This is a genomic window from Nocardioides okcheonensis (assembly GCF_020991065.1).
Lineage (GTDB): Bacteria > Actinomycetota > Actinomycetes > Propionibacteriales > Nocardioidaceae > Nocardioides > Nocardioides okcheonensis.
This window is the reverse complement of record NZ_CP087710.1, coordinates 1,300,293-1,321,879: the sequence shown is the minus strand read 5'-3', so window position 1 is coordinate 1,321,879 and position 21,587 is coordinate 1,300,293. Positions and strand designations below refer to the sequence as shown.

Below are 21,587 nucleotides of genomic sequence, written 5' to 3'. Positions count from 1 at the left end.
TGGGCCGCCCCACGAGCATCATCGTCGCGTCCTCACGCCGGGTCGGACGCGAGGTGCGGGTAGTACTCCCGGCTGCGACCGTCGCGGTCGAGCAGCGTGGCGAGCCGCAGGCCCGCCGCCTCGACGGTCTTCGAGCTGACCCAGGCCAGGGCGATGGTCGGCACCGCCACCAGCACCGCGAGGGCCAGGAACGCCGGCCCCTGCTGGGGCTCGGGGGCCAGGCCGAGGTGCTTGACCAGGCGCAGCACCGGCTCGTGGATCAGGTAGATGCCGTAGCCCAGCCCGCCCAGCCAGGCGAGGGTCGGCTCGCTCAGCACGCGGGCCCACGGGCCGCGGTGCAGCACGATCGCGGCGAGCGCGCCGCCCAGCGCGACGGCGTACAGCGTCGGCCACCAGTGGGTGACCGCGGTCTCCGGGCGGGCGACGACCAGGGCGAGCAGCGCGCTCATGCCGATGGCGGCGGTCATCCGCCGCGCGACGGTGGGCAGGGTGACCTCGCGGGCGCTGAGCACCGCGAGCAGCATCCCGACCGCGAAGCTCGCGGCCCGCGAGACCGGGGAGAACCACGCGGACCAGTCGGTCATCTCGGGGTGGACGACGTGGATCATCAGCGCGTTGTAGGCCACGCCCACGACGGCCAGCAGGGCCGGCGGGACGACCAGCACGGCCGTCCGGGCGTCCGGCCAGCGACGCAGCGCCCACCGGACCACCGGGAACGACAGCGCGACCAGCAGGTAGAAGTGGAACTCCACGGCCAGGCTCCACGCCGGGCCGGCGGTCCAGAAGATGTAGTCGTCGCTGTAGACGTGGGTGAACGTCAGGTGCAGCAGCAGGTCCTGCCAGTGGCCGGGCACCGAGTGGTTGGTCAGGGACCACACCACCAGCACCACCGTGAAGTAGAGCGGGACCAGCCGCGCCGTGCGGCGCAGCAGCATCGCCCGGCCCGAGCGGGTCTCACCGCCCGCGGTGACGGCGCGCGCGACCGGCAGCCACAGCACCAGGCCCGACAGCACGAAGAACATCTCGACGAACAGGTCGGTGCCGGTCATCAGCCGGTGGGCCAGGCCGTCCCACGGCCACGCGGAGTCGGGTCCGCTGCGCGAGGACTGGTAGGCGTGGAAGGTCACCACGCTCAGCGCCGCGAGGGCGCGCAGGGTGTTGAGGGGGAAGACCCGCCGGTCGTTCGAGGCCGACCCCGACCCGGAGGGGCCGGTGTCGCGCTCGGGGGCGGGACGGGGACGTACGGTCAGGGTGCTCATGCGGCCACCTCCGGGGTGTCGGCGTCGGCAGAGGTCGAGGGGGAGTCGGGGGCGTCGGAGGACGAGGAGCCGGTGCTCGACGCCGTCCGCGGGGTGACGACCCACTGGTGCTCACCGCGCAGCTGCTTGAGGTGCGCGACGCGGTTCACCAGGTTCTTCGCCTCGGTGTAGACGAGCAGGTTGAGGATCGCGGCGGTGACGAACCAGCGCTTGTGCGCCCGCACGCTCGGCTCGGCCAGGCGGTAGGCCGCGAGCGTCTGGACGGGGCCGGAGACCGTCACGAACAGCGTGATCAGGACGAACAGCGGGGTCGTCATGTCGAGGCCGCCGTCGCGCCAGGCGAGGAAGCCCAGCAGCGGCCACGCGGCGAGCGAGACCCACGGGTAGACCTCGCGCCAGCCGAGCAGGTAGGTGAGGCCGACGCGCTGGCGCACCGACAGCTGCTTGTTGCGCAGCAGGGTCCACAGGTGCCGGACCGAGACCTGGAACCAGCCCTGCGCCCAGCGCATCCGCTGCTTCCACAGCGCGCCGACGCGGTCGGGGGCCAGCTCGTAGGACACCAGGCCGGGGTCGTTGACGATGCTGCCGCCGGCGTCGAGGGTCCGCATGGACGCCTCGATGTCCTCGGTGAGGAACGAGCCGCGCAGCCGGATCCGCTCGAGGGCGGTGGCGCGCCAGTAGCCGTTGGAGCCACCGAAGATGCCGAAGCCGTGCAGCGACGCGCGGCCCGGGTGGGCGACGGCGTAGATCTGCTCGAACTCGACCGCGACCAGGCGGGCGAGCGCGGAGTCCTCGCCGTTGCGGATCACGCAGTGGCCCTGGACCACGTCGTGGCCGTCGGCGATCCAGCGCCAGGCCCGCTCGAAGGAGCCGTCGGCCGGGTGGTGGTCGGCGTCGAAGATGCCGACGAACTCGCCGGTCGCGACGCGCAGCGCGGCGTTGACGTTCTGCGCCTTCGAGGTCGAGTCCGGCACGCGGAGCACGACGAGGTGGCCGTGGCGCTCCTCGAGCGCCGCCAGCTCGGCCTCGACCGGCAGGTCGACCGGGGTGTTGTAGGCCAGCACGACCTGCAGCCCGCCCTCGTAGTCGTGGGCGACGAAGTGCTCGACCGTCTCGACGATCGTGTCGCTCTCGTTGGGCAGGTACGCCGCGATCACCGCGGTCGCCCGGGGTGCCGGGCCCTCGGGCCGGGCCGGGAGCTTCGGCGGGGTGAAGGCGTGCGACACCTCGGCCCAGATCGTCAGCGCGGTGATGCCGAGCGCGACGACGAGGGTCCAGTAGAGCGGGGTGCTGACGTCGATGCCGACGCGGTAGAGCGCCACCATCGCGAGGAACGGCAGCGCGACGCTGCCGACGGTGGCCCACACGCCCTGGCGCCAGGCCGTCCAGCCGGAGATGCGCGGGTTGCGGGCCTTGACGTGCGCGCCGTCCTGGCGCGGCTGGAGGTCGCGCTGGCGCAGCGACTCGCTGGCCGCCTCCGCGGCGGCCTCGGCGGCCGCCTCGGGGCCCTGCTTGCGGGTGATCGGGGCCCAGCCGACGCCGAGGTCGACGACGCCGTCGGTCCGGTGCAGGCGGTCGAGGACCTCGAGCGCGAAGTACGCCATCTCCTGCAGGCGCACCGGGCGGGCGGCGCGGTCCTCGCGGCGCAGCTGCAGCAGCAGCCGGCCGTTGGGCGTCGCCGAGATCAGCTCGCCCGGCTTGAGGCGGGCGGTGAGCAGCTCGGCGGCGCGCTCGATGACCTCGCGCGGGGCGCGGGTGTGGTCGGTCGGGTCGTCGTTGTCGGTGCTCCAGACCGGGTCGATCACCGCGACGATGCGGCGCCGGGTGGCCCGGTCCAGGCGGGAGGGCGGGGTCAGGATCTCGCGCCGCCCGACGACGGCGCCCGTGCTGCGGGGCCGGTCGAAGGGCGTGCTCGGAAGACTGCGGGGGAGGGTGGTCACGGAAGTCCTTCTCATCGAGATGGTCGGTGAGTGCGTCTGCGTGAGCCGCGGTCCGGTCGGGATCTACCGCCGAACGAAGCCCTCGACTGTTCCGAAGTCACCGGGGTGCTCGCAACTCGAGGGCCGCCTCTCGGCGGTGAGGCTGCTCACGGGACCGATATCCGTGCGCCGGCGTCCTCTCCCCGCGCTCCGGCTCGTGGCGCCGGCGGTCGTGGAACCGGGGTACGGTGGGTCCACAACTGCAACGCCCGGCGCACGCCCCGGTTCCGGGGCCCACGGGCACGGGCGCGGCAGCCACGACAGGTGGTGCGAGTTGACCTCGCCGCACAGCACGACACGGTCCACCCACCCGACCACCACCCGCGGGACGTCGGCGTCCACGTCCGGCTCACGGTGATCTCCTTCGTGTGGTCGCCCGGTGAGGGACTCCCGGCCGGCACCGGGGGCTCCGAGAACTTCACCGTCGGCCACGTCCGCGAGCTCGCCCGCCGGGGCATCGGTGCGCGCGTCGTGACCGTCGGCCTCGGCGCCGACGACGGGCGCGACGACTTCGACGACGTCGCGTTCCACTCGGTCGCCACGCTCGACGACCTCAGCGACCTCGACGACACCCTCGTCTTCGTCAGCGAGGCGCCGCCGGTGGCGACGCGGCACCCGGCCTTCCAGGTCCTGCACGTGCCGCCCCCGCTGCGGGAGGCGCAGCAGGCGCGGGTGACCGCCTCCACCCTCGACCGGACGCTGATGGCCACGAGCCGGTACGCCGCCGGGCTGTGGTCGCAGTTCCTCGACGTCAGCCTCGAGACCGTCCGCGTGGTCTACCCGTTCGCCGAGCCGGAGTTCGCCCGGGTGCCGCGCCGCCACGACGGCGGCGAGGTCACCCGCGTGCTCTACGCGGGGCGGCTGACGCCGGAGAAGGGCGTCTACACGCTGCTGTCGATGCTCCACACCGACCTGTTCGACGACGAGCAGGTGACCTTCACCATCACGACCGCCGGCAACGACAAGGCGCAGGGTGCGGTGATCGAGACCATGCTCCGGACCCACCCGGGCATCGACCTGGTGCCGGCCCGCCGGACGCCGCAGGGGATGGCGGCGCTGGTCGCCGAGCACGACGTCGTCGTCATGCCGTCCAACAGCCAGTACTGGCACGAGACCTTCGGCATCCTGTCCATCGAGGCGCAGCACGCGGGCTGCCGCGTCGTCGCCTCCGACGACGGCGGCCTCCCCGAGACCGACTGCGGCGCCCTGCTGCTGGTGGCACCCGACGATGCCGAGGCGCTCGCCCAGGGCATCCTCGCCGCCCGACGACTGGGGCCGGTGCCGCCGGACGTACGTCGCCGTGCGGGCCTGGCGTTCACCGCGGCCGCCTCGGTCGACACCCTCCTCGACGTCCTCGCCACCCCTCCGCCGCCCACCCCGTGGGCGGTCGTCCAGGAGCTCGAGGCGCTGGTCCAGCTGCCGGCCGTCGTGCCGGTCAGGACCCGCCCGGTGCCCCCGACCCCGCCGCTGACGGGACTGCCGTCGTGAGGCCGCCGACCGTGCCCGGACCCCGCCCCGCCGGGCCCGGGGCGGCCCGGCGCCGCGACGGCAACGACGAGGACGTCCGCTACCTCCTCGAGGCACGCGCGGCGCTGTTCCCGATCATGGCCGCGAGCCGGGCGGCGGCCACCCTCGCCGGCAGCCCGCACGTCCGGTCCCTGGCCCGGGCCGCGCTGGCCGAGCAGGGCGACCAGCTCGCCGCGATCACCGCGTGCCTGCACGACTGGGGCCACACCGACCCCGCCGACCCGGCCCCGGCGCGCGCCGGGGCGCTCGCCGACGTGCTCACCGGCCTGCGTGGCCCGGAGGTCGACCGGGTCTTCGTGCTCGTGCTGACCGACCACGCCCGGGCGTCGCTGGTCCGCGCCAGGGTCGAGATGGTGGCGGGCGCCAGCCCGCTCGTGCGGCCGATCGCCGAGGCCGCGATCCACGAGCACGACCGCCGGCTCGCGGCCCTCCAGCACCTCGGCGCGGCGACCGGATCGCGAGACGTGCGTCTCATCGGCGGGTGATCGGTGGCACCATCGTCCTCGTGAGCACCACCACGATCATCATTGCCTAGCGCGACGGGACCACCCGCCGCGCCGACCTCCTGCACCCCAGGAGGTTTTTTCATATCCACCGAAGACCGACCCGGCCAGACACGAGAGAAGACCGATGGACCTCCACGGCGCGTTCCACGTCTACGACACCACCCTGCGCGACGGCGCGCAGCAGGAGGGCCTCAACCTCTCCGTCGCCGACAAGCTCGCCATCGCGCGCCAGCTCGACGGCCTCGGCGTCGGCTTCATCGAGGGCGGCTGGCCGGGCTCGAACCCGAAGGACACGGAGTTCTTCCGTCGCGCCGCGACCGAGCTCGACCTGCGCCACGCGCGGCTCGCGGCCTTCGGCGCCACCCGGCGCGCGGGCGTACGGGCCGCCGACGACCCGCTGGTCGCCGCGCTGCGCGACTCGGGAGCGGGGGTCGTCACGCTCGTCGCGAAGTCGCACGACCGGCACGTCGAGCTCGCGCTGCGCACCACGCTGGAGGAGAACCTCGCGATGGTCCGCGACACGGTCACCCACCTGCGCGAGGAGGGGCAGACGGTGTTCCTCGACGCCGAGCACTTCTTCGACGGCTACCGCGCGAACCGGGCGTACGCCCTCGAGGTGCTGCGGACGGCCGCCGAGGCCGGTGCGGAGGTGGTCGCGCTGTGCGACACCAACGGCGGGATGCTGCCCGACTGGGTGTCCGACGTCGTCCTCGACGTCATCGAGACCACGGGCACCCGTGTCGGGATCCACGCCCACAACGACTCCGGCTGCGCCGTCGCCAACTCGCTGGCCGCCGTCGCCGCGGGCGCGAGCCACGTCCAGGGCTGCATCAACGGCTACGGCGAGCGCACCGGCAACGCCGACCTGGTGACGGTCGTCGCCAACCTCGAGACCAAGCTCGACCGCTCCGTCCTGCCCGCCGGGCTGCTGCGCGAGGCGACCCGCATCGCGCACGCGGTCGCCGAGGTGACCAACGTGCCGCCGGCCTCGCGCCAGCCCTACGTCGGCACGTCGGCGTTCGCCCACAAGGCCGGGCTGCACGCCAGCGCGATCAAGGTCGACCCCGACCTCTACCAGCACCTCGACCCGCTGGTCGTCGGCAACGACATGCGACTCCTCGTCTCCGACATGGCTGGGCGCGCGTCGATCGAGCTCAAGGGCCGCGAGCTCGGCTACGACCTGTCCGACGACAGGGAGCTCGTCACGCGCGTGACCGACCGGGTCAAGCAGATGGAGCAGCGCGGCTACACCTTCGAGGCCGCCGACGCCTCCTTCGAGCTGCTGCTGGCCGAGGAGGTCGAGGGCGCGCGCCCGTCCTACTTCGACGTCGAGTCGTGGCGGGTGATCACCGAGACGCGCGTCGACGGCGAGGCGATCTCCGAGGCGACGGTGAAGCTGCGAGCTCCTGGCGCCGAGCTTGCGAGGCGACAGGAAGAGGCGAGCAGGTCGAGGGGGCTCGGCTCGGACGCGCCAGCGGACGAGCGACCCGTCTCGAGACCGGCGACGGAGGGCGTGCGCTACGTCGTGACCGGGGAGGGCAACGGCCCGGTCAACGCCCTCGACGCCGCGCTGCGCGAGGCGATCGGCCAGGCGTTCCCGGAGGTCGCGAAGTTCGAGCTGATCGACTACAAGGTCCGCATCCTCGACCCGTCACTGCCCGGCGGCCACGGCACCGACGCGATCACCCGGGTGCTGATCGAGACCAGCGACGGCGAGTCGTCGTGGGTGACCGTCGGCGTGGGCGCCAACGTCATCGAGGCGTCGTGGGGTGCGCTCGTCGACGGGCTGACCTTCGGATTGCGCCGCCACCACCGCTGATCTCGTCTATCTTTCGACCGTGAGCGACACCGCGTACGCACCTGCAGCCCGCTCCGTCTCGCCCGCCGACCGGGTGGTGACGGTGCTGCTGATGGTCGGCCTTGCCGTGCTGGTCTTCATCGGCTCGGTCTTCGGGCTGCTCACCGCGATGGCCTCCGACGGCTGCACGGACGACAGCTGCAACACGACGCTCATCGGCGTCGGGGTGATCACGTCCGCCGGTGCGCCGGTCGTGGCGTTCCTCGTCGCGCTGGTGTGGCTGATCGTCCGGTGGGCGCGCGGACGCCGGACGTGGTGGGTGCCGCTGGCGGGCCTGGCGCTGGGTGTCGCCGGCTGGTTCGCCGGTGCGCTGGTGACCTTCTCCGCCGTCGGCTGAGCCCGCTCAGTTGCCGACGACGCGGCGTACGAGGTCGTCCCAGCCCGCCTCGATCCGCTCGAGCGGCAGGTGCTCGTGGGTGACCTGCTGGTCGAGCACCACCATCTCCAGCGGCGCGAGCAGCGCGGTCGCCAGCATCAGCAGGTCGCCGCGGACCTCGAGCGCGCCGAGCAGGTGGCGCACGTGCATGTTGGCGAACGACAGCGCTGCCGTCGACCTGGCGCCGGGCCGCCCCGCGGCGGCGATCAGGTCGGCGTGGGTGAGGTTGGTCCGCAGCCGGGAGTGGCCGAAGGCGAGCAGCCGCTCCATCGGGGGAGCACCGGGGCCGAGCGGCGGCGGGCCGGAGATCACGCTGGCCTGCCACGCCGTCTCGGACTCGTTGAGCACCGCGGCCATCAGGCCCTCCCGGGTCTCGAACCGGCGGAACACGGTGCCCTTGCCGACGCCCGCCTCGGCCGCGACCGTGTCCATCGTCACGCAGCCGACCCCCCGGGTGCGGACCAACCGGAGCGCTGCGGCGAGGATGGCCTCACGGTTGCGCGCCGCGTCCGCACGCTCCGGGGCCGGGTCGTCGGCCAGCGGGAGCAGTCGGGTCACGCGCTCCAGCCTAGGCGCCGAGAAAGTTGGACAGCACGGGAATAGAAACGGACCACGGTCCGTTTGAGCCGTCATGACTACTGACAAGCAGACCCGTGTCGCCGTCCTCCTCGGCTCCACCCGCGCCGGCTCCCTCAACCGTCGCATCGCCGAGCACCTGCGCGACAACGCCCCCGCGGGTGTGACCGTCGACGTCGTCGAGGGCCTCGACACCGTCCCGTTCTACAACGAGGAGATCGACGGCGACACCGTGCCCGCCAGCGCCTCCTCGCTGCGCCAGGCCGTCGCCTCGGCCGACCGCGTCCTCGCCGTGACCCCGGAGTACAACGGCACCATGCCGGCCGTGCTCAACAACGCCATCGACTGGCTCTCCCGCCCCTACGGCCAGGGTGCGATCAGCGGCAAGCCGTTCGCCGCGATCGGCGCCACGCCCACGCCGTACGGCGGCAAGTGGTCGCACGAGCACGCCCGCCACTCCGCGTCGATCGCCGGCGCGGTCGTCGTCGACGGCATCGTCGTCGACGTCGCCGCGGTCGAGGGCGACCCGCTGACCGACGAGGCCAAGGTCCAGGAGCTGCTCGGCGCGCTCGACGCCCTCGTCGCGCACGAGGCCGAGGCCGCCGCCTGAGTGACCCGGCGGGTGCTTCGCACCCGTCCCTCGTGGTTCGCGCCCGAGATCTCGGGTGCGAACCACGAAAGTCCCCGGATATCCAGGGACTCCAGGAGCCGATAGCGTCGCCAGCATGGAGCTCCACGACCTGACCGCGCTCGAGCAGGGCGATGCCGTATGCCGCGGCGAGGTGTCGCCGCTCGAGCTGGTCGAGCACTACGCGGCCCGCGCCGACGCGGTCGGCGCGTTCGTCACGACCACCCACGAGCAGGCGCGCGACCACGCGCGCCGGCTCGCCGGGGCGGGCCGGCCCGACGGGGCCGGCCCGCTCTGGGGCGTCCCCACCGGCATCAAGGACCTCCACCCGACCGCGGGCGTCCGCACCACCTTCGGCTCGGCGGCCTACGACGACTTTGTGCCGGACGCCTCCGACGACCTCGTCCTGACGATCGAGGCCGCCGGGATGCCGAGCCTGGGCAAGACGAGCTCCCCCGAGTTCGGCTCGCCCTGCTACACCGAGCCCGACGTCGCCCCGCCGTCGGTGACGCCGTGGGACACCACCCGCACCGCGGGCGGCTCGTCGGGCGGGGCCGGCGCCGCGGTCGCCGCCGGCCTGCTCCCGGTCGCGCCGGGCTCCGACGGCGGCGGCTCGATCCGGATCCCCGCCTCCTGCTGCGGGCTGGTCGGGCTCAAGCCCACCCGCGGGCGGGTCAGCGGCGCGCCGATGTACGGCGACCCCACCGGGCTCGCCACCCCCGGCACCCTCGCCCGCACGGTCCGCGACGCGGCCGCCCTCCTCGACGTGCTGGAGGGCCGTCGCGTCGGTGACCCCTTCTGGGCGCCCCCGCCGACCACCTCCTTCGTCGACGCGTGCGACCGCGAGCCGGGCCGGCTCCGCGTCGCGCGGTTCGTCGCACCGGTCATCGCCGACGTCGACGTCCACGCCTCCAGCGTCACCGCGTGGGAGGACGCCTCGCGGCTGCTCGAGTCGCTCGGCCACGACGTCGAGGACGTCCCGGTCCCGATCCCGCGCGACGCGGTGGCCGACTTCGAGACCTGCTGGTCGGTCCTGACCGCGCTGTCGCCCGCACCGCCCGGCCGCGAGGACCGGCTGCGCCCGCTGACCCGCTGGCTCGGCGACCTCGGCCGCCAGGTGAGCGGTCCCGACTTCGGCCTGGCCATCGGCCGGATGCGCCGGCACGCCGCCGCCGCGCTCGCCGCGCTCGCGCCCTACGACGTCGTCCTCACGCCCACCCTCGCCCGCCCGCCGGCGCTGGTCGGCGAGCTGCGCGACGACGCCGACCCGGCACGCGACTTCGCGAACCAGAAGGCGTTCACGCCCTGGACCAGCGCGTGGAACGTCACCGGCATGCCGGCCGTCTCGCTGCCGCTGCACTGGACCGACGGCGGGCTGCCCGTCGGCGTGATGCTCGCGGCGCGGCCCGCGGAGGAGGAGCTGCTGCTGGCGCTGGCCGCGCAGGTCGAGCAGGCGGCTCCGTGGCACGCGAGGCGTCCGCCCGGCTGGTGATCAGTCGTCGCCGATGCCCCGCGCGTGCAGGGCGTCGCCGGACTCGTGGGCCCGGGCGACCACCCGGATGACGAAGGGGGAGAGGTACGCCCGCGGGTTGCGCTCGAGCCCGCGCGCGCGGGCCGCGTCGCGCGTCTCGTGGGCGACCGCGATGGTGCCCGGCAGTGCGCCGATCGTGAGCGCCACCGCGAGGGCGACCCGGTCGGGGTCGACCCCGAGGACGCGCAGCGGCCGGGCCCACCGGGCCAGGGCGTCAACCATCTCGTTGACCGAGGTGGTCGCGGTGAGCGACAGGGCCGCCAGGCCGAGGCTGAGCAGGTCGAGGAACGTCTCGGCCGCCTTGGCGCCGCCGTACCACCACCACTGGAAAGCGCTCGCGACCGCCGCGAGCACCAGCACGCCCCGCGCCGCCCGCCAGACCGACCGCAGCGGCACCCGCGCGAGCGCGGCGAGGAGCAGCGTGGCCAGCAGGAACACGGGCGCTGCGCGCACGTCGCGGACCACGACGATCGCCAGGCTCAGCACGGCCAGGCCGAGCACCTTGGCGCCGACCGGCGCGCGGTGCAGGACGGTGTCGCCGGGCTGGTGGAGCCCGGCCATCAGGTCGCTCATCGGGCGTCGACCAGGTCGGTGTAGTGCACGATCGCCTCGTCGGGACGACCGTCCGCGACCACCCGGCCGCCGTCGACCACCAGCACCCGGTCGCAGCGTGACGCGAGGTCGAGGTCGTGGGTGACCAGCACCAGCTGCTGCTCGAGCCCGAGCAGCACGTCGCCGATGCGGCGGGTGTTCGCGCGGTCGAGCAGGGTCGTCGGCTCGTCGGCGACCACGACGTCCGGGGAGGTGGCGAGCACGCCGGCGAGGGCGAGCAGCTGGCGCTGGCCGCCGGAGAGCGAGTGGACCGAGTCGTGCGCGTGGTCGGCGAGGCCGTGCGCGGCGAGCACCTCGAGGGCGCGCTCGCGGCGCTCGCCCGCGTCGCGGACCGAGCGCCGCAACGAGAGCTCGACGTCCTCGACGCAGGTGGGCATGACCAGCTGGGCGGCGGGGTCGGTGAAGCAGAACCCGACGCGACGGCGTACGGCCGCACCGTCGCGGACCACGTCGAGCCCGTCGACGAGCACCCGGCCCGACGAGGGACGGACCAGGCCGTTGACCATCCGCGCGAGCGTGGACTTCCCCGAACCGTTGGCCCCGATCACGCCGACGCGCCACTCGGTCAGGTCGAGCGTGGCCGGGGCGAGCACCTCGCGCTCGCCGCGGCCGGGCAGCGGGACGCGGAGTCCCGCGCCCTCGAAGCGGATCGAGGTCACCTCAGTCGCGGCGCAGGAGCTGCGGGAACGCGCGGTGCACCTCGGCGGCGATCATCGCGACCAGCGAGGTCTTGACCAGGTCTCCGATCCAGAACGGCATGTCCCACGTCGCCGCCTGGCGCCACGAGACGTCGGCGTAGAGCTTCATCCCGGCGATGCCCATCGTGTGGATGACCAGCACGCTCGCGGTGAGCGAGCAGAAGAAGACGACGATCGCGCGGGTGCGACGCTCGCGGGCGACGTACTGCACGAGGAAGCCGCCGAGCGCGGCCGCCAGCGGGAACGACAGCAGGTAGCCGCCGCTGATGCCGGTGAAGACGCCGATGCCCGAGGAGTGCTCCGCGAAGACGGGCAGCCCGACGGCGCCGAGCGCGAGGTAGAGCGTGACGGCAGCGAAGCCGCGGACCGGGCCGAGCACGCAGCCGGCCAGCATCACGGTGAGGGTCTGCAGCGTGATCGGCACGCCGGCACTGCCGATCGGGATGGCGCCGACGTAGGCGCTGGCCGAGATGAGGGCGGCGAACGCCGCGACCAGGGCGACGTCGCGCGACGGGGAGGACGACCCGCTCCCCGGAGAGGCACCGGTTCCGGGCGACGTCTCGGACTGGGTGGTGGCGGTCATCGGCATTCCTCGCGGGGGATCGGACCTGAACGCTGTTCAGGCTGAACGGTGTTCAGGTTAGGGTGGCGGCGAGCACCGCGTCAACGCGGTCCGGAGTGCGGGAGGTGGGACGGTGGCGCACCGGCGCAGGGACGTCCTCGACCACGCCGTCGAGCTGCTCGACACCCACGGCCTCGCGGCGCTCACCATGCGCCGCCTCGGCTCCGAGCTGGGGGTGCAGCCGAGCGCGATCTACCACCACTTCGCGAGCAAGCAGGAGCTCCTCGCCGCCGTCGCCGACGAGGTCCTCGCCCGCGGCGGGCGCCCGCGCACGGCCGTCGAGTGGGACGACCGGCTCCGCGAGGTCTGCACCGAGCTGCGCCTGGCCATGCTGGCCTGCACCGACGGCGCCGACGTGGTCGCGACGGTCTGGGCCTTCGGGCTCGGCGCCGCCGGGCCGGTGACCGAGCTCGAGAAGGTGCTCACCGACGCCGGAGCGCCCGAGGAGCTGGCGGCGGTCGCCGCGCGCACGCTGCTGCACTACGTCTTCGGCCACGCCTTCGAGGAGCAGACCGCCCGGCAGGCCGTCGGCCTCGGCGCCGTCGAGCGGTCGCTGGAGTCGCTGCCCGACTTCGACCTCGGGCTCGACCTGGTCGTCGACGGGCTCCGCGCGCGCCTCGCCTGAGCACGCGGTACGACCGTGCCCCGCCGGCGGGGTATCTGCGGACGTTCTGGTGGGTCGGAGGGCACTTTCACCCACCAGAACGTCCTCAGATAGCGGGCCGGGTCAGGCGGACGGGTCGACGTCGGCCCCGTGCAGCTCGGCGAGCAGCACCGCGCCGGCCACGTCGAGGCGGGTCCTGCGCAGCGTCGCCGCCGCCAGGTCGACGCCGTCGAGGCTGGCGCCGCGCAGGTCGGTGCGGTCGAGGTTCGCCTCCCGCAGCACGGCCCGGTCGAGGCGGGCGCCGGCGAGGACGGTGAGGGTCAGGTCGGACATCGACAGGTCGGCCTCGCGCAGGTCGACGCCGGTCAGGTCGAGCCGGGCCAGGTTGCCGCCGCGGATGGTGACGCCGAGCCACGACCCGCCGGTGACGGTGAGCGGGCGCAGCGTGCAGTCGGCGAACGTCGAGCCGACCAGCTTGCAGCCGTCGAGGGTCGCGTCGAAGAAGGACGTGCGCCGGAAGTCGCAGCCCACGAAGGCGGTCGCGGTGTGGGTCGAGGCGTTGAGCCGGCCGCCGTGGAACGTGCAGCGCTCGAAGACCGCCCCGGTCGTGGTGGCCTCGGAGAGGTCGACGTCGGTGAAGGTGCAGTCGGTGAACCGGGCGGCGCCGAGGTCGTCGCCGTACCAGTCCTCCCCGCGGAAGTGCCGGTCGGCGTGGGACTGGTCGCTGGTCGGCTGGGGCTCGGTCACGGCAGCCACCGTATCCGCGCCGCGACGGCTAGGGTCTTCCCCGTGATCGCGTCCCACCTCCACCGCTTCATCTTCCTGAAGACCCGCAAGACGGCGGGCACGAGCGTGGAGATCGCGCTGTCGCAGGTGTGCGGGCCCGACGACATCATCACCGAGATCAGCCCGGAGGACGAGGCGCTCCGCACCGCCGCCGGCGGGCGCGGTCCGCAGAACTTCGAGTCGCCGCCGCTGCCGCGCAAGGCCTACAACCACATGGGCGCCAAGGCCACCCGCGACCTGGTCGGCACGGAGGCGTGGCGGGACTACTTCACCTTCGCGATCGAGCGGAACCCGTGGGACGCGGTCGTGTCGCTGTACTTCTGGAAGTACAAGGACCGTCCCGAGCTCCCCGACTTCGAGACCTACGTCCAGGAGATCTGGATCGAGCAGCTGTCCAACAACCGCCGGCTCTACCGGATCCGCGGCAAGATGGCCCTCGACCGGGTCCTGCGCTACGAGCACCTCGACACCGAGCTCGCCGAGGTCTGGCAGCAGCTCGGCCTCCCCGGCGAGCCGGACCTGCCGCGCGCGAAGGGCAACGCCCGCCCCGCCGGCCACTACCGCGAGCTCTACACCGACGTCTCCCGCCAGCGGGTCGCCGACGTCTTCGCCGACACCATCGAGGCGTTCGGCTACGAGTTCTAGCCCGTCCGACCTCCAGGAGACCGGGATGAAGCACCGCGACGACATGACCGACCAGGAGATGGCGGACGAGATCGACGTGCCCGTGGCGCTCGTCGCGTGGGTGCGGGCGAAGGACATCTCGGTGCCACCGCCGCCCATCGACCCGGACCACGACGTGCCGCTGCAGCAGAACCTCATCGTGAACCAGAACCGCGTCTACGACGTCTACGGACTGATCGACGGCACCCGCCCGCGGTGACCCGCGAGCAGCCGCTCGCACTCGGCGACCAGCCGAGCCCGCAGCGGCGCGCCGCGCTCGGCGAAGCCCCGCTGCGCCGCGACGTACGCCGCCTTGCCGGCGGCCGTCTCGATCGGCACCGGCTCGAAGCCGAGGTCGGCGAGGTCGTACGGCGACGCCCGCATGTCCAGCACCCGGATGTCGCGGGCGAGCTCGAAGCAGTCGGCGACCAGCTCGCTGGGGACCATCGGCGTGAGCCGGAAGGCGTGCTTGTAGAGGTCCATCCCGACGTGCAGGCAGCCGGGCTGCTCGAAGGCCGGCCGGTCGTCGCGGCCGGGCTGGAGGGTGTTGAGCGGGCGGGCCGTCGGGGTGAAGAAGCGGAACGCGTCGAAGTGCGAGCAGCCGATCCGGTGCGACTCGACGACCTCGTCGGTGCCGGCCGCGCCGAGCCGCAGCGGCCAGTCGTGGCGGGTGCCGTGCTCGACGGAGCGGTGGACCATCGCCCACTCGTGCAGGCCGAAGCAGCCGAGCTGCGGCGCCCGCGCCGCGGTGGCGCTCAGCAGGCCGTGCAGCTGGCGCAGCAGCCGCTGCTGGGACGCGACGTACGCCTCGGTGACGGCGACGGGGTCTCGTGACGGGTGCGGGGCGCCCCCCTCGACCAGCGACACCGGGCCGTAGCCCTTGAGGCCGGCGTGGTCGGGCGCGTCCTCGAGCGCGACGCCGAAGCCGGGGTGCCAGCGCCGCAGCTGGGCCGGGCGCTGGGAGTAGTAGGTGAAGAGGAAGTCGTGGACCGGGTGCTTCACCTGGTCGGCGCGCCGGGCGAGGTGGGGCGCGACGAGCGCGTCGACCCGCGAGGTGTGCGCCTCGTCACGAGCGCGCCACGAAACGCGCGAGAGCACCTCCATGGCGCACGACTCTAGATACGATCCCGGCCGAGCACCGACCTGGGGGAGTGTGTGTCAGAACACGGGGGACGGTACGACGAGCTCGTACGGCGGCTGGTCGCGCTGCGCGCGGACGCGGGGGCGCCGTCCTTCGGCGAGCTGGCGACGCGGGTCAGCCGGCTGCGACGCGAGCGCGGCATGTCCGCCGAGGCCGCGCGGGTCGGGCGGACCACGGTCTACGACGCGTTCCGGCTGGGGCGCCAGCGCATCGACGCCGACCTGATCGGCGACCTCGCCCGCGCCCTGGGGGCCGACGACGACCGCGCGCGCGAGTGGGCGGCGAGAGCCCGGCGCGTCCGGGGCGGCGCCGCGGCCCCGGCGGTCGCCGCACCCGCTCCCGAGCCGGAGCCCGAGCCGGAGCCGGAGCCTGAGCCCGAGCCGGAGCCTGAGCCTGAGCCCGAGCCCGTGCCCCGCGTCGCCCGGTTCCCGAGGCGCTGGCTGGTCGCCGTGCTGGTCGGCGGCTTCGTGATGAACATGCTGGGCCGCGGGCTCGTCGAGCTGCTCGACCTCCCGGTCTACCTCGACATGACCGGCACCGCCTGCACCGCCGTCGTCCTCGGTCCCTGGTGGGGCGCCCTCGTCGGGCTGGCCACCAACACCGCCGGCATGGCGGTGAGTGGTCCGACGTCGCTGCTGTTCGCGCCGGTCAACGTGGCGGGCGCGCTGATCTGGGGCTACGGCGCGCGCCGCTTCGCCATGGCCCGCAGCATCCCGCGCTTCTTCCTCCTCAACCTGGTGGTCGCGCTCGCCTGCTCGAGCATGGCGGTGCCGCTGATCGTGACCGTGGAGCAGGGCTTCTCCGACCACGGCACCGACGTGATCACGGCGAGCGCGCTGGTCTTCTTCAGCTCGTTGTGGGCCTCGGTCACCGTGTCCAACCTGCTGACCTCGGTGGTCGACAAGCTGATCTCCGGCTTCGTGGTCCTCGCGGTCGTGGAGTCCCTGCCGGCACGCGTGCGCGCGGCGATGTCCGCCGGCTGGCTCCGCCCGGGAGCGCGTCAGGCGTGATCCCTGTTCGGGGTTGTTCGGGAACCGGACGAGTGGTCCGGACGGCCCCGGACGCGGGGCAGGATGGGGCGTACGCGCCGGTCGGGGGACCGGTCGCGGCGGCCCGGTCACGGGGGTGCCTGGCCGCAGGCGCAGGTGGGAGGTCCCGGGACGGGGGCGGGACCTCCCCCTGACGTCCGCAGCGCCCTCGACGCCGCGCCCGCCGCCGCCCACACTGGCGGGATGGACCGCACCTCCGGGCTCGACCGGGCCCACGCCCACGCCGTCGGGTGGCTCGCCTCCCTGGCCGAGCGACCCGTGCCGCCCCGGCTCGGGGTCGACGAGGTGGCGCAGCGCCTCGACCCGGTCCTGCAGGACGGTCGCCGTGACCCGGCCGCGGTCGTCGACGAGCTCGCCGCGGCCTGCGACCCCGGCCTGACCGCGATGCCCGGCGGCCGGTTCTTCGGCTTCGTCATCGGCGGCACGCACCCCGCCGCGCTGGCCGCCGACTGGCTGGTCAGCGCGTGGGACCAGAACAGCGGCCTGCGGGTCCTGACCCCGGCCCACTCCGCCGTGGAGGACCTCGCCGAGGCGTGGCTCCTCGACCTGCTCGGCCTGCCACCGGAGTCGGCCGTCGGCTTCGTCACCGGCGGGACGACCGCGAACTTCACGTGCCTCGCGGCCGGGCGCGACGCCGTGCTGCGGCGGGCGGGGTGGGACGTCGCCCAGCGCGGTCTCGTCGGGTCACCGGGCGTCCGGGTGCTCGTCGGGGCGGAGCGGCACGACACGATCGACCTCAGCCTGCGCTACCTCGGCCTCGGAGCCCCGGAGCCGGTCGCGGTCGACGACCAGGGCCGGATCGAGGCGGCGGCGCTGGCCGCGGCGCTCGAGGCCGGCGACGGGACGCCCACGGTGGTGTGCCTCCAGGCCGGCAACGTCCACTCCGGCGCCTTCGACCCGTTCGCCGCCGCGATCACCGCCGCGCACGACGCCGGCGCGTGGGTGCACGTGGACGGGGCGTTCGGGCTGTTCGCGGGAGCCTCGCGCCGGCACCGGCACCTCGTCGACGGGGTCGCCGCCGCCGACTCGTGGGCGACCGACGCGCACAAGACGCTCAACGTGCCCTACGACTGCGGGCTGGCGATCGTCCGCGACCGGCCGGCGCTGCGCGCGGCGATGGGCATGCACGGCGACTACCTGATCCACGACGCGGCGGGGGAACCCTTCGACAAGGTCCCCGAGATCAGCCGGCGCGGGCGGGCGTTCCCGGTCTGGGCGGTCCTGCGCGCGCTGGGCCGCGACGGGGTGGCCGAGCTCGTCGACGGGTTCTGCGACCACGCCACCGCGTTCGCCGACGGCATCGCGGCCATCGAGGGCGCCCGGGTGCTCAACGACGTCGTCTTCACCCAGGTCTGCGCGAGCTTCGGCGACGACGACCGCACCCGCGCCGTGGTCGAGGCGATGCTCGCCGACGGCACGGCCTGGACGACCGGCTCGCGCTGGCACGACCGGGCCGTGCTGCGGGTGAGCGTGAGCAACTGGTCGACCACCGGCGACGACGTCCGCGCCGCTCTCGATGCGCTGGGGCGTGCCGCGGCTCGATAGTCTCGGTGCATGCGCATCTGCAGGTTCAGCACGGGCGAGGAGCCACGCTTCGGCGTCGTGACCGGCGAGGTCGACGAGCACGGCCAGCCGGCCGAGGACTCGGTGGTCGTCGCGCTGGCGGGCGACCCCCTCTACGTCGGGATCAAGCTGCTCGAGGAGCAGCACCGGCTCGCCGACGTACGCCTGCTCGCACCGGTGATCCCGCGCAGCAAGGTCGTCGGGATCGGGCGCAACTACGCCGCCCACGCCGCCGAGCTCGGCCACGACCTGCCGTCGGAGCCCCTGATGTTCCTCAAGCCCAACACCACCGTGGTGGGCCCGGGCGACCCGATCCACTACCCGTCGCAGACGAGCGACCTGCACTACGAGGGCGAGCTCGCCGTCGTGATCGGCCGGATCTGCCGCGACGTGCCGGCCGAGCAGGCGACCGACGTGATCTTCGGCTACACGATCGCCAACGACGTCACCGCGCGCGACCTGCAGAAGTCGGACGTGCAGTTCACCCGGGCGAAGGGCTTCGACTCCTTCTGCCCGCTCGGCCCCTGGATCGAGACCGACCTCGACCCGCAGGCCTTCGCCGACGGCCGCGAGGTGCAGACCTACCTCAACGGTGACCTGGTCCAGGACGGCACCACGTCCGACATGATCTTCGACGTGCCGACCCTGGTCGCCCACGTCTCCTCCGTGATGACGCTGCTGCCGGGCGACGTCATCCTCACCGGCACCCCCGAGGGTGTCGGTCCGATGCAGGTCGGCGACGAGGTCGAGATCTCGGTCGCCGGCATCGGATCCCTGGCCAACCCCGTCGCGAAGAGGAACTGAGCACCTGATGAGCACCCCCGTCCGCGTCCGCTTCTGCCCGTCCCCGACCGGCTCGCCCCACGTCGGCCTGGTCCGCACGGCCCTGTTCAACTGGGCCTTCGCGCGCCACCACGGCGGCCAGATCGTCTTCCGGATGGAGGACACCGACAAGGAGCGCAGCACCCGCGAGTCCTACGACGCGATCCTGGAGCTGTGGCGCTGGCTCGGCCTCGACTGGGACGAGGGCATCGAGGTCGGCGGCCCGCACGGCCCGTACCTGCAGAGCGAGCGCGGCGACATCTACCGCGACGTGCTCGACCGCCTGCGCGCGTCGTCGTACACCTACGACTGCTACTGCCGCAACGAGGAGGTCGACGCGCGCCGCAAGGCCGCCGGCTCCAAGGTGCAGGGCTACGACGGGTTCTGCCGCGCGCTCTCCGACGAGCAGCGCGACGCGTTCGTGGCGGAGGGCCGTGCACCGATCGTCCGGTTCCGGATGCCGGACGGCTCGATCACGTGGGACGACGCGGTCCGCGGCGACATCACGTTCGAGACGGAGAACGTCCCCGACTACGCGCTCTCGCGCGCCAACGGGGACCCGCTCTACACGCTGGTCAACCCGGTCGACGACGCGATGATGCAGATCACCCACGTCCTGCGCGGCGAGGACCTGCTCTCCAGCACGCCCCGCCAGCTCGCGCTGTTCGAGGCGCTCGTCGAGCTCGGGATCGCGACCACCGTGCCGGTCTACGGGCACCTGCCCTACGTCATGGGCCAGGGCAACAAGAAGCTCTCCAAGCGCGACCCCGAGGCGCACGCGCTGGCCTACCGCGAGCAGGGCTTCATCCCCGAGGGCCTGCTCAACTACCTCGCGCTGCTCGGGTGGTCGATCTCCGGCGACCGCGACGTGTTCTCCATGGCCGAGATGGTGGAGGCGTTCGACATCAAGGACGTCAACCCCAACCCGGCGCGCTTCGACCTGAAGAAGGCCGAGGCGATCAACACCGCGCAGATGCGGCTGCTGCCGCTCGACGAGATCACCCACCGCGCCCTGCCGTTCCTCAAGGAGGCCGGTGTCGTCGGCGACCCCGTCTCCGACGCGGACGCGCAGCTGCTCGAGCTCGCGATGCCGCTGGTCGGCGAGCGGATCAACAAGCTCGCCGAGGCGGTGCCGATGCTGGGCTTCCTCTTCGTCGACGAGGCCGACTTCGAGCGCGACCCCGACGACGCCGCCAAGGCGTTCGACGAGCAGGGCCTCGCCGTGGTGCAGGCGGCCCACGACGCGCTCTCCGGCGTCCACGAGTGGTCGACGGCCTCGATCGAGGAGGCGCTGCGCGTCGCGCTGATCGAGGGCATGGAGCTCAAGCCGCGCGTCGCGTTCGGCGCGGTGCGCGTCGCGGTCAGCGGCAAGCGGGTCAGCCCGCCGCTGTTCGAGTCCATGGAGCTGCTGGGCCGCGAGCGGAGCCTGGCGCGGCTCCGCTCCGTGCTGGCCTGAGGGGAGGACGTCGTGGCCGCGCCGCTGAGTCCCGACTTCCGACCGCAGTACCACCAGCTGCACCGCGTCGGTCGACCCGGCGTGTGGCGCTCGCTGGTCGGGTCGGTCCTCGTCCTGGTCCTGGTCTTCGCCCTGGTCCCGCTCGTGGCGGGGCTGGTGGCGTTCGCGCTGCTGATGGCGGCGGGCCGCGACGCCGACAGCGCCCAGGCGGCGCTCGACGTGACCCAGGAGGCCACGCCCACCGGGCTGGCGCTGCTCAACGTGGTCATCGCGATGGCGATCCCGGTGACCTTCCTCGTCACGTGGTGGCTCCACCGGCTCAAGCCGCGGTGGGTGTCGTCGGTCATGCCGCGCCTGCGCTGGCGCTACCTCCTCGCCTGCCTGGGCGTGTCGTGCGTCGCGCTCCTCGCCTCGCTGCTGGTGGGCCTGCTGCTGCCGCTCGCGCCCGGCGAGACGCCGGTCGGCGGGGTCAACGAGTTCACCACCCGCACCCGCGACTTCCTGATCGTCATCCTGCTGCTCACCCCGCTGCAGGCGGCGGGGGAGGAGTACCTCTTCCGCGGCTACCTCACCCAGGCGTTCGGCTCGCTGGTGTGGGGACGTCGCGCCTCGCAGGCCCTGGCGGTCCTCGGCCCCGCGCTCATCTTCGCGCTGTTCCACGGCCTCTCGCAGGACGTCCCGGTGTTCTTCGACCGGTTCGCCTTCGGTGTCGTCGCGGGCATCCTGGTGATCCGTACGGGCGGGCTCGAGGCCGGCATCGCGATGCACGTGCTCAACAACTTCCTCGCCTTCGGGCTCGCGCTCGCCTTCGGCGACCTCACCTCCGCGCTCAACGCGACGGGCGGCAGCAGCTGGTGGATGATCCTGTCCACGCTGACCCAGTCGCTGGTCTACCTCGCGCTCGCCTCGTGGGTGGCCAGGGCGATGGGCCTGGTCAACGAGGGACCGCCGGTCGGGGGCGTGCTGCCGCTGCCGACGGGTCACCCCGAGTTGGTCGGTCAGCCCCCTCGCGTGTAACGTTCGGGTCCGGTTCCTGCGGGGACCGCGCGGGTGGTCGGAAGCGATTCCGATACCCCCATGGGGTATGGTGTAATTGGCAACACGGCTGATTCTGGTTCAGTTGTTCTAGGTTCGAGTCCTAGTACCCCAGCAAGATCCCGGCCCTCGGGCCAGGATTTGGAGCAGCACTCCGGCAGCAGCTAGAGTTTCGCTCCGTTGCTCGCCAGAGCAGCACTGCAAGCCCCCGTTGTGTAGCGGCCTAGCACGTCGCCCTCTCAAGGCGGTAGCGCCGGTTCGAATCCGGTCGGGGGTACAGCACAGCGAAGGGCCCG

The 21,587-nt window shown here is 73.4% G+C and carries 22 protein-coding genes and 2 tRNA genes; 16 read left to right on the top strand and 8 right to left on the bottom strand.

Going from position 1 to position 21,587, the window contains the following annotated elements:
* Positions 1–32: 32 nt before the first annotated feature.
* Positions 33–1,259 carry an acyltransferase family protein gene (locus tag LN652_RS06285; RefSeq protein WP_230443825.1) on the bottom strand — a complete coding sequence of 409 codons (1,227 nt, stop codon included), beginning with the start codon at positions 1,257–1,259 and terminating at the stop codon, positions 33–35.
* A complete protein-coding gene (locus tag LN652_RS06280; RefSeq protein WP_230443824.1) occupies positions 1,256–3,199 on the bottom strand; it encodes a glycosyltransferase family 2 protein in 1,944 nt (647 codons plus the stop codon). The genes LN652_RS06285 and LN652_RS06280 overlap by 4 nt, the downstream gene beginning before the upstream one ends.
* A 303-nt stretch (positions 3,200–3,502) precedes the next feature.
* Here LN652_RS06280 and LN652_RS06275 point away from each other — a divergent pair, with 303 nt between their 5' ends.
* The 4 genes from LN652_RS06275 (at position 3,503) to LN652_RS06260 (ending at position 7,466) form a co-directional block, all read left to right on the top strand.
* The gene (locus tag LN652_RS06275; protein WP_230443823.1) at positions 3,503–4,726 is read left to right on the top strand and encodes a glycosyltransferase family 4 protein; all 1,224 of its coding nucleotides are present in this window, start codon (positions 3,503–3,505) and stop codon (positions 4,724–4,726) included.
* An 11-nt stretch (positions 4,727–4,737) separates the two neighbouring features.
* A complete protein-coding gene (locus LN652_RS06270; protein WP_230443822.1) occupies positions 4,738–5,250 on the top strand; it encodes a DUF305 domain-containing protein in 513 nt (170 codons plus the stop codon).
* Positions 5,251–5,395: 145 nt separating this feature from the next.
* A complete protein-coding gene (gene cimA / locus LN652_RS06265) occupies positions 5,396–7,090 on the top strand; it encodes a citramalate synthase (protein ID WP_230443821.1) in 1,695 nt (564 codons plus the stop codon).
* Positions 7,091–7,109: 19 nt separating this feature from the next.
* The gene (locus LN652_RS06260; protein ID WP_230443820.1) at positions 7,110–7,466 is read left to right on the top strand and encodes a DUF6264 family protein; all 357 of its coding nucleotides are present in this window, start codon (positions 7,110–7,112) and stop codon (positions 7,464–7,466) included.
* 6 nt (positions 7,467–7,472) lie between these two features.
* On the opposite strand, the gene LN652_RS06255 is transcribed toward LN652_RS06260, so the two are convergent.
* Positions 7,473–8,063: a TetR/AcrR family transcriptional regulator gene (locus tag LN652_RS06255; protein WP_230443819.1), complete on the bottom strand. Its 591-nt coding sequence runs from the start codon at positions 8,061–8,063 to the stop codon at positions 7,473–7,475.
* A 73-nt stretch (positions 8,064–8,136) separates the two neighbouring features.
* Between LN652_RS06255 and LN652_RS06250 the strand changes: the two genes are divergently transcribed.
* Together LN652_RS06250 and LN652_RS06245 are read left to right on the top strand one after the other, a co-directional pair.
* The gene (locus LN652_RS06250; protein WP_230443818.1) at positions 8,137–8,691 is read left to right on the top strand and encodes an NAD(P)H-dependent oxidoreductase; all 555 of its coding nucleotides are present in this window, start codon (positions 8,137–8,139) and stop codon (positions 8,689–8,691) included.
* Between the two features lie 115 nt (positions 8,692–8,806).
* A complete protein-coding gene (locus LN652_RS06245) occupies positions 8,807–10,201 on the top strand; it encodes an amidase (RefSeq protein WP_230443817.1) in 1,395 nt (464 codons plus the stop codon).
* On the opposite strand, the gene LN652_RS06240 is transcribed toward LN652_RS06245, so the two are convergent.
* From LN652_RS06240 to LN652_RS06230, 3 genes are read right to left on the bottom strand one after another with little or no spacing between them, the layout of a single operon-like run.
* Positions 10,202–10,813 (bottom strand): energy-coupling factor transporter transmembrane component T family protein, encoded by a 612-nt coding sequence (locus LN652_RS06240; protein ID WP_230443816.1) that lies wholly within the window; start codon positions 10,811–10,813, stop codon positions 10,202–10,204. It abuts the gene before it with no gap.
* Entirely contained in the window at positions 10,810–11,511 is a 702-nt protein-coding gene (locus LN652_RS06235) for an energy-coupling factor ABC transporter ATP-binding protein (RefSeq protein ID WP_230443815.1), read from the bottom strand. The genes LN652_RS06240 and LN652_RS06235 overlap by 4 nt, the downstream gene beginning before the upstream one ends.
* 1 nt (position 11,512) lies before the next feature.
* Positions 11,513–12,133 carry a biotin transporter BioY gene (locus tag LN652_RS06230; protein ID WP_230443814.1) on the bottom strand — a complete coding sequence of 207 codons (621 nt, stop codon included), beginning with the start codon at positions 12,131–12,133 and terminating at the stop codon, positions 11,513–11,515.
* 112 nt (positions 12,134–12,245) lie between these two features.
* On the opposite strand from LN652_RS06230, the gene LN652_RS06225 reads away from it, so the two are divergent.
* Positions 12,246–12,797 (top strand): TetR family transcriptional regulator, encoded by a 552-nt coding sequence (locus LN652_RS06225; protein ID WP_230443813.1) that lies wholly within the window; start codon positions 12,246–12,248, stop codon positions 12,795–12,797.
* 102 nt (positions 12,798–12,899) lie between these two features.
* Here LN652_RS06225 and LN652_RS06220 read toward each other — a convergent pair whose 3' ends face one another.
* Positions 12,900–13,523 carry a pentapeptide repeat-containing protein gene (locus tag LN652_RS06220; RefSeq protein WP_230443812.1) on the bottom strand — a complete coding sequence of 208 codons (624 nt, stop codon included), beginning with the start codon at positions 13,521–13,523 and terminating at the stop codon, positions 12,900–12,902.
* A gap of 42 nt (positions 13,524–13,565) precedes the next feature.
* Here LN652_RS06220 and LN652_RS06215 point away from each other — a divergent pair, with 42 nt between their 5' ends.
* Both LN652_RS06215 and LN652_RS06210 read left to right on the top strand, forming a co-directional pair.
* On the top strand, positions 13,566–14,207 hold the full coding sequence (locus LN652_RS06215) for a sulfotransferase family protein (RefSeq protein ID WP_230443811.1): 642 nt from the start codon (positions 13,566–13,568) through the stop codon (positions 14,205–14,207).
* Between the two features lie 25 nt (positions 14,208–14,232).
* Complete coding sequence (locus LN652_RS06210) at positions 14,233–14,445, top strand: hypothetical protein (RefSeq protein WP_230443810.1); 213 nt, start codon at positions 14,233–14,235, stop codon at positions 14,443–14,445.
* On the opposite strand, the gene LN652_RS06205 is transcribed toward LN652_RS06210, so the two are convergent.
* Entirely contained in the window at positions 14,412–15,329 is a 918-nt protein-coding gene (locus LN652_RS06205) for a 3-methyladenine DNA glycosylase (RefSeq protein ID WP_230443809.1), read from the bottom strand. The two genes, LN652_RS06210 and LN652_RS06205, sit on opposite strands and share 34 nt — an antisense overlap.
* 51 nt (positions 15,330–15,380) lie before the next feature.
* Here LN652_RS06205 and LN652_RS06200 point away from each other — a divergent pair, with 51 nt between their 5' ends.
* The 7 genes from LN652_RS06200 (at position 15,381) to LN652_RS06170 (ending at position 21,568) form a co-directional block, all read left to right on the top strand.
* Positions 15,381–16,376, top strand: coding sequence for a helix-turn-helix domain-containing protein (locus LN652_RS06200; protein WP_230443808.1), 996 nt, complete (start codon positions 15,381–15,383; stop codon positions 16,374–16,376).
* Between the two features lie 222 nt (positions 16,377–16,598).
* The gene (locus LN652_RS06195; protein ID WP_230443807.1) at positions 16,599–17,960 is read left to right on the top strand and encodes a pyridoxal phosphate-dependent decarboxylase family protein; all 1,362 of its coding nucleotides are present in this window, start codon (positions 16,599–16,601) and stop codon (positions 17,958–17,960) included.
* A 9-nt stretch (positions 17,961–17,969) separates the two neighbouring features.
* Positions 17,970–18,782: a fumarylacetoacetate hydrolase family protein gene (locus LN652_RS06190; protein WP_230443806.1), complete on the top strand. Its 813-nt coding sequence runs from the start codon at positions 17,970–17,972 to the stop codon at positions 18,780–18,782.
* 7 nt (positions 18,783–18,789) lie between these two features.
* The gene (gene gltX / locus LN652_RS06185; RefSeq protein WP_230443805.1) at positions 18,790–20,256 is read left to right on the top strand and encodes a glutamate--tRNA ligase; all 1,467 of its coding nucleotides are present in this window, start codon (positions 18,790–18,792) and stop codon (positions 20,254–20,256) included.
* A gap of 12 nt (positions 20,257–20,268) precedes the next feature.
* Positions 20,269–21,273, top strand: a complete 1,005-nt coding sequence (locus tag LN652_RS06180; RefSeq protein WP_230443804.1) for a CPBP family intramembrane glutamic endopeptidase — start codon at positions 20,269–20,271, stop codon at positions 21,271–21,273.
* A 61-nt stretch (positions 21,274–21,334) separates the two neighbouring features.
* A tRNA-Gln gene (locus tag LN652_RS06175) sits at positions 21,335–21,406 on the top strand.
* 89 nt (positions 21,407–21,495) lie between these two features.
* Positions 21,496–21,568: transfer RNA gene (locus LN652_RS06170), tRNA-Glu, on the top strand.
* Positions 21,569–21,587: the final 19 nt, after the last annotated feature.

Excerpts from the sequence above, each read along its gene's own strand:
- LN652_RS06285 (WP_230443825.1), bottom strand. The coding sequence starts at position 1,259 with ATGAGCACCCTGACCGTACGTCCCCGTCCCGCCCCCGAGCGCGACACC.
- cimA (WP_230443821.1), top strand. The coding sequence starts at position 5,396 with ATGGACCTCCACGGCGCGTTCCACGTCTACGACACCACCCTGCGCGAC.
- LN652_RS06250 (WP_230443818.1), top strand. The coding sequence starts at position 8,137 with ATGACTACTGACAAGCAGACCCGTGTCGCCGTCCTCCTCGGCTCCACC.
- LN652_RS06245 (WP_230443817.1), top strand. The coding sequence starts at position 8,807 with ATGGAGCTCCACGACCTGACCGCGCTCGAGCAGGGCGATGCCGTATGC.
- LN652_RS06240 (WP_230443816.1), bottom strand. The coding sequence starts at position 10,813 with ATGAGCGACCTGATGGCCGGGCTCCACCAGCCCGGCGACACCGTCCTG.
- LN652_RS06230 (WP_230443814.1), bottom strand. The coding sequence starts at position 12,133 with ATGACCGCCACCACCCAGTCCGAGACGTCGCCCGGAACCGGTGCCTCT.
- LN652_RS06210 (WP_230443810.1), top strand. The coding sequence starts at position 14,233 with ATGAAGCACCGCGACGACATGACCGACCAGGAGATGGCGGACGAGATC.
- LN652_RS06205 (WP_230443809.1), bottom strand. The coding sequence starts at position 15,329 with ATGGAGGTGCTCTCGCGCGTTTCGTGGCGCGCTCGTGACGAGGCGCAC.
- LN652_RS06195 (WP_230443807.1), top strand. The coding sequence starts at position 16,599 with ATGGACCGCACCTCCGGGCTCGACCGGGCCCACGCCCACGCCGTCGGG.
- LN652_RS06190 (WP_230443806.1), top strand. The coding sequence starts at position 17,970 with ATGCGCATCTGCAGGTTCAGCACGGGCGAGGAGCCACGCTTCGGCGTC.
- gltX (WP_230443805.1), top strand. The coding sequence starts at position 18,790 with ATGAGCACCCCCGTCCGCGTCCGCTTCTGCCCGTCCCCGACCGGCTCG.